This is a genomic window from Streptomyces mashuensis (assembly GCF_014654785.1).
In the GTDB taxonomy this organism is placed as follows: Bacteria; Actinomycetota; Actinomycetes; order Streptomycetales; family Streptomycetaceae; genus Streptomyces; species Streptomyces mashuensis.
In genome coordinates, this window is sequence record NZ_BNBD01000010.1 from 237,827 (window position 1) to 247,731 (window position 9,905).

Sequence of the window (9,905 nt, forward strand, 5' to 3'; positions counted from 1 at the left end):
TGACGCGGCTCAGGCGACGGCCGCCGGCGCGGCCTCCTGCTCCAGGACGCCCAGCCCCTCCGGCAGCGGCCCGGTGTGCACCACGCCCAGCCGCTGCGTGGCCCGGGTCAGCGCCACGTACAGGTCGCTGGTCGCGAACTCGCCCGGCTCCGCCACGATCACCGTGTCGAACTCCAGGCCCTTGGCCTGGCGGGGATCCAGCAGCACCACCGGGCGGGTGAGGTCCGGCTCCGGCCCGGCCGACGCCCCGGGCAGCGCCGCCGCCAGCGCGCCGAGCCGTGGCCGCGGCGCGATCACCGCGAGCCGGCCCACCTCCGGCGTCGCGGCCGCCACGGCCGCCGCCACCGCCGACGGCAGGTCCGCCGCGTGCCGCGCCCAGGGCCGTACGCCCGTGGCCCGCACCGAGCGCGGCGGCTCGAAGCCCGGCTCCACGGCCCGTACCACCCCGGCGGCCACCTCCATGATCTCCGCGGGCGTACGGTAGTTGACGCCCAGCCGCACGTGCTCGAAGCGGTCGCCGACGTACGGGCCGAGGATCGCGTCCCACGTGCCCAGGCCGCCCGGCTCCGCGGTCTGCGCCGGGTCGCCCACCAGGGTCATCGACCGGGTGGGGCAGCGCCGCATCAGTATCCGCCAGGCCATCGCCGACAGTTCCTGCGCCTCGTCCACGATGACGTGGCCGAACGCCCAGGTGCGGTCGGCGGCGGCGCGCTCGGCGGCGGTGCGGTGGTCGGCCTCCTCGTGCCGGTCGGCCAGCCGCTCGGCGTCGATGAGGTCGTGCGCGGCCAGCACCTCCGCGTCCTCGTCGTCGAGGTCCTCGAACTCCTGGGTGCGCGAGCCGTACGACAGGTCGAGCACGCCCTGCGCATAGGCGACGCGCTCGCGGCGCTCGGCCTCCGCGGCCGCGCGGGCCGCCGCGTCGTCCTCGCCCAGCAGCTCGGCGGCCTCGTCCAGCAGCGCCACGTCGGCGGGCGTCCACGCACCGCCCCGGCGGCGGATCGCCGCGGCGTCCTCCTCCGGCAGGTGGACGGGGTCGGCGAGGAACTCCGCCACGAGCTGCTGCGGCGTCAGGACGGGCCACAGCTCCTCGATCGCCGCGTGCACCTCCCGGCTGAGGGCGATGCCCTTGCCGAGCTGGGCGATGTCGTCGGGGCCCAGCAGATTGGGGCCGCCGAAGGGGTCGGCGCCCAGCCGGTCGGCCAGCTGCGCGGTGAGCGCGTCCACGACGTGGAGGGCGAAGGCGGGACGGGCCAGGTTGTGCGGCAGCTTCGTGGCCCGCGCGTACGCGCGCGCGTCCTCGGCGATCGCGGCGTCCAGGACCAGTTCGCCGTCCTCGTGGTCGATGACCAGCGCCGGGCCGGGCACGGTCTGACGGTCCGCCACGTACCGCGCCAGGGCACCGGCCATCGCGGCGTCTCCCTTGACGGCGGCGGCCGCGGGGGAGTCGGTGCCGGTGGCGCGCACCCCGGGGAACAGCTCGCCCGGCGTCGCCAGGAGCACACCCGTCTCGCCGAGGGCGGGCAGCACCTCGCCGATGTAGCCGAGGAAGGCCGGGTTCGGGCCGACGATCAGCACCGCGCGCTTGGCCAGCTGCTCGCGGTGGGCGTAGAGCAGGTAGGCCGCGCGGTGCAGGGCGACCGCCGTCTTGCCGGTGCCCGGGCCGCCCTCCACGACCAGGACGCCGCGCTGCGGCGCGCGGATGATGCGGTCCTGCTCGGCCTGGATGGTCTGCACGATGTCGTGCATCCGGCCGGTGCGCGCCGCGTCGAGCGCGGCCAGCAGCACCGCGTCGGCGTCGGCCCCCTCGTGCCCGGTGCGCTCGGCGTCGGCGAGGTCGAGGAGCTCGTCGTGCAGCGCGGTGACGCGGCGCCCCTCGGTGCTGATGTGGCGCCGGCGGCGCAGCCCCATCGGGGCGTGCCCGGTGGCGAGGTAGAAGGGGCGGGCGACCTCGGCGCGCCAGTCGACGACCAGCGGCGTCCGCGCCTCGTCGTCCCGCCGCAGGCCGATGCGCCCGATGTGGTGGTCCCGGCCGTCCCGGAACAGCAGCCGGCCGAAGCACAGTCCGTGCTCGCCGGAGTCGAAGGCGGCGAGCAGCCCCGACCGCTCGGCCACCAGCACGTCGCGCTCCAGCCGGGCCTGGAAACCGCTGCCGCCCCGCGCCAGCGCCTCGCGGACCGCGGCCTCGGCCTGCGCCCGCAGCTCGCCGAGGCGTTCGTGGAGCAGATCGGTGAATTCCTGCTCGTGACGCACTTCCTCGTGTGCCGATCCTTCGTTTGACAACGCAGCTCCCACCCGGTTATGATGTACCTGTAACGCTCTTCCATGCCCGAAAACTGACGAGGCATGGAAACGTTCACTATACGCGGAGAAATGCCCCGGCCGTCAAGACGGCCGGGGCGTTTCCCTTTTCCCCACCGCCTTTGCGCGGCCCGCGGAACCGAGCGCACCCCCACGACCCGGTGCGCCCCGCACCGGGCCTTGCCCCGCCGCGCCGGCGTGGGCTGAGCTGGACGGGATGAGCGAAGCCACGCCCCTTCCCGGGGCCGTGCCACCGGCACCCGGCGCGATACCGCTGCTCGGCCACGTCCACCTCCTCCTCCGCGACCCGCTGCGCTTCCTCCGCTCCCTGCCCGGCGGCGGCCTGGTCCGCGTCCGCACCGGACCCTGGGAGGCGGTCGTCGTCTGCGACCCCGGCCTCACCCGGCAGGTCCTTCTCGACGACCGCACCTTCGACAAGGGCGGGGCCATGTACGACCGGGGGCGCGAGGTCTTCGGCAACGGCCTGGGCACCTGCCCGCACGCCGCCCACCGCCGCCAGCGGCGCCTCGTCCAGCCGGCGTTCCACGCCGCCCGCCTGCCCGGCTACGGGCACGTCATGGCCGACCAGATCGACGCCGTCACCGGCCGCTGGCGGAACGGCGCAATCATCGACGTGCTCGCCGAGACCCAGAAGCTCTCCGCGCGCGTGGTCGTCGCCACCTTGTTCGGTGCCGCCCTCACCGCCGACGAGCAGGTCACCGCCGTACTGGAGGACTTCGAGGTGATCCAGCGGGGCATCGCCCGGCGGATGCTCCTGCCACCGGGCGCCCGCCGGCTGCCCACCCCCGGCAACCGCCGCCACGACCGCGCCCGCACCCGGCTCCGCCGCACCGTCGGCCGGCTCGTCGCCGACCGCCGGGCCGACGGCACCGACCACGGCGACCTGCTCTCCCTCCTGCTCACCACGGACGACGGGCCGGACGGCCCCCGCCTCACGGACGAGGAGATCACCGACCAGGTGATGACGTTCTACTTCGGGGGCATGGAGAGCACCGCCGCCACCCTGGCCTGGGCCCTGCACCTGCTGACCCGTCACCCCGCGGCGTCCGCCCGGCTGGCCGCCGAGGCCGGCCAGGTCCTGCCCGGCGGGACCGTCGCCCGCCCCGAGGACCTCCCCGCCCTGCGGTACACCTCCCGTGTCGTCGCCGAGACCCTGCGGCTGTACCCGCCGGTGTGGGTGCTCACCCGCACCGTCACCACCGACACCCTGCTGGGCGGCCACCTCCTGCCCGCCGGCACCACCGTCGTCTACAGCCCCTACCTGCTGCACCACCGCGCCGACACGTTCCCGGCACCCGAGCGCTTCGACCCCGGCCGGTGGGACGCCGAGCCCGGCCACGCCCCGGCCCATGCCGGCCTCGTCCCCTTCGGCGGCGGCGCCCGGCTGTGCGTCGGCACGGCCTTCGCCCTCCTGGAAGTCACCCTCGCCCTCGCCACGCTGGCCGCACGCTGGCACTTCGAGCCGCTGCCCGGCCTGCGCCCGGCCCGCCCCGCCCTGGTGCTCGCCCCCCAGGGCCTGCGCCTGCGGGTGACCGCCCGCACGGCGTGACGGACACACACGGCACCTCCTGCGCCCGATCGGGCGATGCGCGCGCGTACGCACCGGCCGGCCGTCCGCCGCCTGGCAGGCTCGGCGGAAACCCCCACGCAGAAGGACCGGTGGCATGAAGCGTTCCGCCCGTACGGCACTCCGCACCCTCCTCCCCCTGGCCGGGGCCGCCGCGCTCGCGCTGGTCGCCGGGCCGGGCGCCCGGGCCGACGCCGCGGCCTGCGGCGGGGCGACCTGTGTGCAGGTCGAGGGCAGCGGCCGGTACGTGCTGCGGGTCAACGTCTCCCCGGCGCCCGACGGCGACTTCTTCGGCCACTTCCGGCTCTCCGGCGCCGGCCTGAACACCACCAGCGCCGTCCAGCACTGGCGCCACCGGCAGCGCTACACCGTCGCCCTGGGCCGGGTCGTCCCGGCCGGCTCGGTGATCTGCGCCGAGGGGTGGGAACACCTCAAGAACGACCGCCAGGAGGAGAAGCAGTACCCGCACGGGCGGGCCTGCGTACGGCTGCACGGCTGACCCGGCGGGCCGTCACATCAGCGGCTGCTCGGCCCAGATCACCTTGCCCCCCGCCGTGTAGCGGGTGCCCCAGCGCTCGGCCAGCTGTGCCACCAGGAACAGGCCGCGCCCGCCCTCGTCCTCCGCGGCGGCGTACCGCAGGTGCGGCGAGGTGCTGCTGGTGTCGGAGACCTCGCAGATCAGCGCCCGGCCGCGGAGCAGCCGCACCCCGATGGGGCCCGAGGCGTGCCGGATCGCGTTGGTGATGAGCTCACTGAGGATCAGCTCGGTGGTGAACACCGTCTCCTCCAGGCCCCACTCCGTCAGCTGCCGCGTCACCTCCGAGCGCGCCCGCGCCACCACCGCCGGGTCCGAGGGCAGCTCCCAGGTGGCGATCCGGTCGCTGTCCAGCACCCGGGTGCGGGCCACCAGCAGCGCGATGTCATCGGTCTGCCGCGGGGGCAGCAGCGCCCCCAGCACCGCCTCGCACGTCTGCTGCGGCGTGCGGTCCGGGTGCCCCAGCGTGTCGGCCAGGATCGCCAGGCCGGCGTCGACGTCGCGGGTGCGGTCCTCCACCAGCCCGTCGGTGTACAGCACCAGGCTGCTGCCCGGCGGCACCCGCAGCTCCGCGGCCTCGAACGGCAGGCCGCCCAGGCCCAGCGGCGGCCCCGGCGGCAGCTCCGGGAACTCCACGGCGCCGTCCGGGGACACCAGCGCGGGCAGCAGATGACCGGCCCGCGCCATGCTGCACGTGCCGGTCACCGGGTCGTAGATGGCGTACAGGCAGGTGGCGCCCGCCACCGACGCCTCCTCCTCCGACTCCATGTCGATGCGGCCCACCAGTTCGTCCAGATGGCCCAGCAGCTCGTCGGGCGGCAGGTCCAGCGACGAGAAGTTCTGCACGGCGGTGCGCAGCCGGCCCATGGTCGCCGCCGCGTGCAGCCCGTGCCCCACCACGTCGCCGACCACCAGCGCCACCCGCGCGCCCGGCAGCGGGATCACGTCGAACCAGTCGCCGCCCACCCCGGCCTGCGCCGGCAGATAGCGGTAGGCCAGGTCCAGCGCCTCCTGCTCGGGCAGGCCGCGCGGCAGCAGGCTGTGCTGGAGCGTGACGGCCATGGCGTGCTCGCGCGTGTAGCGGCGGGCGTTGTCGATGCAGACCGCGGCCCGCGCCGACAGTTCCTCGGCCAGCGACAGGTCGTCCTCCTCGAACGGCTCGCTGTCCTGCGTCCGCCAGAAGTTGGCGATCCCCATCAGCACCCCGCGCGCCTTCAGCGGCACGGTGATCATCGACCGGAAACCGTAGTCGATGATCTCCTGCGTGCGCTCCGGGTCCTGGGTGCGCCAGCCCGCCGAGGCCGCCAGGTCCGGCACCAGCTGGGCCTCGCCGCTGACGAAGCCGGTGGCCTGCGGGGTGGGCGAGGCGAACCGGTGCACCTCGCCCGCCCGGTACAGCGGGTGGTCGTCCCGCAGCCCGGTGAGCGCCACCCGGCGCAGCTCCGGCGCCTCGCTGCCCACCGTCGTGCTCGGTTCCTCGCCCCGCAGCACCGGCTCGGCGAGGTCCACGGTGGCGTACTCGGTGAACCCGGGCACCGAGACCTCGGTGAGCTCCTCGGCCGTGCGCCGCACGTCCAGGGTGGTGCCGATGGTGACGCTGGCCTCGTACAGCAGCCGCAGCCGGCCGCGCGCCACCTCGGCCCGGCCGGCCAGCGCGCGCAGCTCGGTGGAGTCGCGGAGCGTGGCCACGCTGCCCGGCGGGCCGCCGCGCCGGTCGGTCGGCCGGTTGTTGACCGCCAGCAGCCGCTCGCCGACCGGCAGCACCTCGTCCGTCACCACCCGCCCCGAGCACAGCAGCTCGGCCATCCGGGGGTCCAGGCCCAGCGCGTCCACCGGCCGGCCCTCGGCGTCCGGCGCCAGGTCCAGCAGCCGCCGCGCCTCGTCGTTGGCCAGGACGACCCGCCCGTCGCCGGAGACGATGACCACGCCCTCGCGCACGGCGTGCAGCACCGCGTCGTGGTGTTCGTACATCTGGGTCATCTCGGCCGGGCCCAGGCCGTGCGTCTGGCGCCGCAGCCGCCGGCTGAGCAGCCCGGCCCCCGCGGTGGCCAGGGCCAGTGCCGCGGCGCCGGCGCCCACGACGACCGGCAGCTGCTGGTCGACGGCGCTGCTGACGCTGCTGACCTTCAGGCCGGAGGCCACCATGCCCACCACCCGGCCCCGGTCGGTGACGGGCACCACCACCTGGAGTTCCTTGCCGAGCGGGCCGTTGACCTCCTCGACCGTGACGTGCCCGGCCAGGGACGGGGCGATGGTGCCGACGAAGTGGTGCCCGATCTGGCTCGGGTCGGGGTGCGAGTAGCGGATGCCGTCCCGGTTCATCACGACGATGAAGTCCACGCCGCCCTGCCGGCGCGCCGACTCCGCCAGCGGCTGGAGCACCGCCGCCGGGTCCGGCCCGCGCAGGGTCTCCGGCAGGCCGGGGCCGTGCGCGAAGCCCTCCGCGGCGGCCAGCGAGCGGTCGCGCGCCGCCTGGAACCGGTCGCTGCGCGCCTGGAGCAGCAGCGTCACCACCGCTGCCACGACGAGCAGCAGCACCAGCAGCACCTGGAGCACGAACATCTGGCCGGCGACGCTGCGGGAGCTCGTGACCGACCGCCAACGCCGCCCGGCGGGCACGCCGGAAGCCGGGCGCGCCTCTCGCCGCTCCCGCCGGCTGTCCGGACGCCGACCGGCGAACCAGCGGCCCGGGGGACCCCAGGAGCGGCCCCGGATTCGGGCCATACCCCTATGTCTACCGTGCCCTTGACGCGGACGCGAACCGGTGGACCGCCGCCGCCCCCCGGAATCTGACCCTCCGCCCGCCGGTCACGGCCGTTTCCACCGGCCCCGCCGTCACCTCCGGCCACCCCCGGGGCAGCACCCGGCCGCACCCCTCCGCGTCGCGGCCCGGCGGCCCCCGCGCCTATGGTGGCGCCATGGGCGACCACGCCGGGGACACGACCGCCGGAGCGCGCCTGCGGGCCTTCCGGCACTCCCCGTTCTTCCCCGCCACCGTCCTCCTCCTCATCCTGGCCTGCGCGGCCGGCCTCTTCGCCGGCTCCTACACGTACGCCATGGCCAACCCCACCCCGCACCGCATCCCCATCGCCGTCACCGGCGTCCCCCCGTCCGAGGCCACCCACGACCGCTTCGTGCAGGGCATGGAGCACGCCCTGCACGCGGAGCTCCGCCTGCGGCACTACGCCACGTACGCCGCGGCCCGCGACGCCGTCGCCGAGCAGCGCGTCTACGCCGTCCTCCGCAGCCGCCCCGGCAGCGCCGGGCTCGACGTCTCCGGCGCGTCCGGCGCCACCGTCGCCCAGCTGCTCGCCGAGACCGCGCCCCGGGTCGGGCAGGCCATCGGCACGCCCGTCGCCGTCCGTGACATCAACCCCATGCAGTCCGGCGACCCGCGGGGCCTGGCCCTCTTCTACATCTCCCTCGCCGCCGTCATCGTCGGCTTCGTCGGCGCCATCCAGCTGGGCGTCCACGCCCGCGAACTCGAACCCGGCGAGCGCATCGCCTTCACCGCCGGCTACGCCCTCCTCGGCGGCTTCACCATCGCCGCCGTCGTCGACTGGGGGCTGGGCGCGCTGCACCTGCCGTTCGTGGAGTCGTGGCTGATCCTGGCCCTGACCATGTTCACCTCCGGCATGGTCTTCACCGCCTTCAACACCCTGGTCGGGCGCTGGGCCATCCTGCCGACCTGGGGCGTGATGGTGCTGCTGGGCAACCCCTCCTCGGGCGGCGCGGTGTCCTGGCCGCTGCTGCCCTCCCTGCTGGGGTCCGTCGGCCGCTGGCTGCCGCCGGGCGCCTCCGTGAACGCCCAGCACACCGCCGTCTACTTCCGCGGCCACCAGCACGCCTTCCCGTTCGTCGTGCTCGCCGTCTGGGCGGGGGTGTCCGCCGTCGTCTTCTGGTCCTGGCGCCACCGCCACCCCGGCGGCCGCGAGAAGCAGCAGGCCGCCGTCCCGGGCGCCTGACCCGCGTGTGGTGCCGCCGGCACCGGGTACCCGAGGGGCCGTACGTCCCGCCGCCGAGGACCAGGAGGGCAGCGTGAGCCGCGCGAACCGTCCCGGACGTGCCTGGTGGACCCGGGTGCGCGCCGGCTACGAGGAAGGGGCCGACGAGGCCGGCGGCGAGCGCCCGCTGGCCGGGTACGTCCTCCTGCTCGGCGCCTACTCCGCCTTCGCCGCGGGCCTGGCCTGCGCGGTACGGCGGTGGGGCAGCCCCGGCGCGCGGCCGGCCGCCGGTGATCTGGCCCTGGTGGCCGTGGCGGCGTTCCAGTCCAGCCGCACCCTCGCCAAGGATGCCGTCACCTCGCCCCTGCGCGCCCCCTTCACCACGTACCGGGGCACGGCCGGGCCGGGCGAGGTCACCGAGGCGCCGCGCCCCGGCCCGGTGCGGCACGCGGTCGGCGAGCTGCTGTCCTGCCCGCTGTGCATGGCGCAGTGGACGGCCACCGCGGGCGTGGCGGGCCTGGCGCTGTGCCCCCGCGCCACGCGCTGGGCCACGGCGGGCCTGACGGCCGTGGCCGCGGCCGACGTGCTGCACTTCGGCTACGCCCGCCTGCAGCAGGCCGCGGAGTGAGGCGCGGGCCCCCGGAATGAGGCGGGGGTCACGAGACGGACCTCACCTCGATGCGACGAGCGGTATCGGCACGGCAACGAGCCGGTCACAACGGCCCCCGGAAGTGGTGATCAGCCACTTCGCCCGCCAATAGTGACCACTCACCGCGTAATGAGGCATTCCCCGCCTCACCATGATCCGCGTTGGGAGAAGCCCGTGTCCGCCGTGTCCCACCAGAAACCCCCGTTGTCCGTCCTCACCCGCCCCGTCCCCGTCCCGTCGTCCGGCACCGCCCGGCACGCCCGGCCCGTGGGGCTGTACGACTCGTGGTGGACGGTGGGCGGAGCCGCCCTGGCCATCGGCGCGGGCTGGCTGGCCGCCGTCTGGCTGTCCGTGCACGTGCAGGCCGACGCCTCGCTGCACTCGGTGGCGCTCTTCGTTCACCTGGCCGCCCTGGTGCTGGGCTTCGGCGCGGTGCTCGTCGCCGACTACTACGGCCTGCTGTGGCTCACCGGCCGGATGTCGCTGGCGGACGCCATGGGCGGCGCGAACCGGCTGCACCTGCCCATCTGGGCGGGCCTGGCGGGCCTGGTGGGCAGCGGCGTGTTCCTGCACCCGAACACCTCCTCGCTGCCCACCCGGGTGAAGCTGGTGATGGTGCTGATGCTCTCCCTCAACGGGCTGCAGGCCGGTCTGCTGAACCGGCGCGCGGCCGGCCGCCGGCCGGGCGAGGAGCCGGGGCGGGGCTTCCTGGTCTGGGCGACCGGTACCGCGCTGGTCTCGCAGATCTGCTGGTGGGGCGCGGTGATCATCGGTTTCCGCAACAGTCAGCGGTAACCGCGGCGGGCACGCGGAAGGCCCCCGGAGCCATGGGGACGCTGTTGGCGAATTCGGGGGTTCGCGTGACGTCGGCCTTCAAGACCCGGTTGTGGT

At 75.6% G+C, this 9,905-nt stretch carries 7 protein-coding genes; 5 read left to right on the forward strand and 2 right to left on the reverse strand.

Going from position 1 to position 9,905, the window contains the following annotated elements; translation table 11 throughout:
• Positions 1 to 9: 9 nt before the first annotated feature.
• Positions 10 to 2,250 carry a HelD family protein gene (locus tag IE305_RS23310; protein WP_190131635.1) on the reverse strand — a complete coding sequence of 747 codons (2,241 nt, stop codon included), beginning with the start codon at positions 2,248 to 2,250 and terminating at the stop codon, positions 10 to 12.
• 265 nt (positions 2,251 to 2,515) lie between these two features.
• On the opposite strand from IE305_RS23310, the gene IE305_RS23315 reads away from it, so the two are divergent.
• Positions 2,516 to 3,868 carry a cytochrome P450 gene (locus IE305_RS23315; protein WP_190131636.1) on the forward strand — a complete coding sequence of 451 codons (1,353 nt, stop codon included), beginning with the start codon at positions 2,516 to 2,518 and terminating at the stop codon, positions 3,866 to 3,868.
• A 115-nt stretch (positions 3,869 to 3,983) separates the two neighbouring features.
• Complete coding sequence (locus IE305_RS23320) at positions 3,984 to 4,385, forward strand: hypothetical protein (protein WP_190131637.1); 402 nt, start codon at positions 3,984 to 3,986, stop codon at positions 4,383 to 4,385.
• A gap of 12 nt (positions 4,386 to 4,397) precedes the next feature.
• Here the strand turns inward: IE305_RS23320 and IE305_RS23325 are convergent, their stop codons facing one another.
• Positions 4,398 to 7,145 carry a SpoIIE family protein phosphatase gene (locus IE305_RS23325; RefSeq protein ID WP_373311726.1) on the reverse strand — a complete coding sequence of 916 codons (2,748 nt, stop codon included), beginning with the start codon at positions 7,143 to 7,145 and terminating at the stop codon, positions 4,398 to 4,400.
• 194 nt (positions 7,146 to 7,339) lie between these two features.
• Here IE305_RS23325 and IE305_RS23330 point away from each other — a divergent pair, with 194 nt between their 5' ends.
• The 3 genes from IE305_RS23330 to IE305_RS23340 all read left to right on the forward strand — a co-directional run bounded on the left by IE305_RS23330 (position 7,340) and on the right by IE305_RS23340 (position 9,809).
• Positions 7,340 to 8,386: an ABC transporter permease gene (locus IE305_RS23330; RefSeq protein ID WP_190131638.1), complete on the forward strand. Its 1,047-nt coding sequence runs from the start codon at positions 7,340 to 7,342 to the stop codon at positions 8,384 to 8,386.
• A 73-nt stretch (positions 8,387 to 8,459) separates the two neighbouring features.
• The gene (locus IE305_RS23335) at positions 8,460 to 8,993 is read left to right on the forward strand and encodes a DUF1360 domain-containing protein (RefSeq protein WP_229891399.1); all 534 of its coding nucleotides are present in this window, start codon (positions 8,460 to 8,462) and stop codon (positions 8,991 to 8,993) included.
• Positions 8,994 to 9,188: 195 nt separating this feature from the next.
• Positions 9,189 to 9,809: a hypothetical protein gene (locus tag IE305_RS23340; protein WP_229891401.1), complete on the forward strand. Its 621-nt coding sequence runs from the start codon at positions 9,189 to 9,191 to the stop codon at positions 9,807 to 9,809.
• Positions 9,810 to 9,905 lie beyond the last annotated feature (96 nt).

What these genes read in the sequence shown, in the direction of transcription:
- IE305_RS23315 (WP_190131636.1), top strand. Translation starts at nt 2,516, where the DNA reads ATGAGCGAAGCCACGCCCCTTCCCGGGGCCGTGCCACCGGCACCCGGC.
- IE305_RS23325 (WP_373311726.1), bottom strand. Translation starts at nt 7,145, where the DNA reads ATGGCCCGAATCCGGGGCCGCTCCTGGGGTCCCCCGGGCCGCTGGTTC.
- IE305_RS23320 (WP_190131637.1), top strand. Translation starts at nt 3,984, where the DNA reads ATGAAGCGTTCCGCCCGTACGGCACTCCGCACCCTCCTCCCCCTGGCC.
- IE305_RS23330 (WP_190131638.1), top strand. Translation starts at nt 7,340, where the DNA reads ATGGGCGACCACGCCGGGGACACGACCGCCGGAGCGCGCCTGCGGGCC.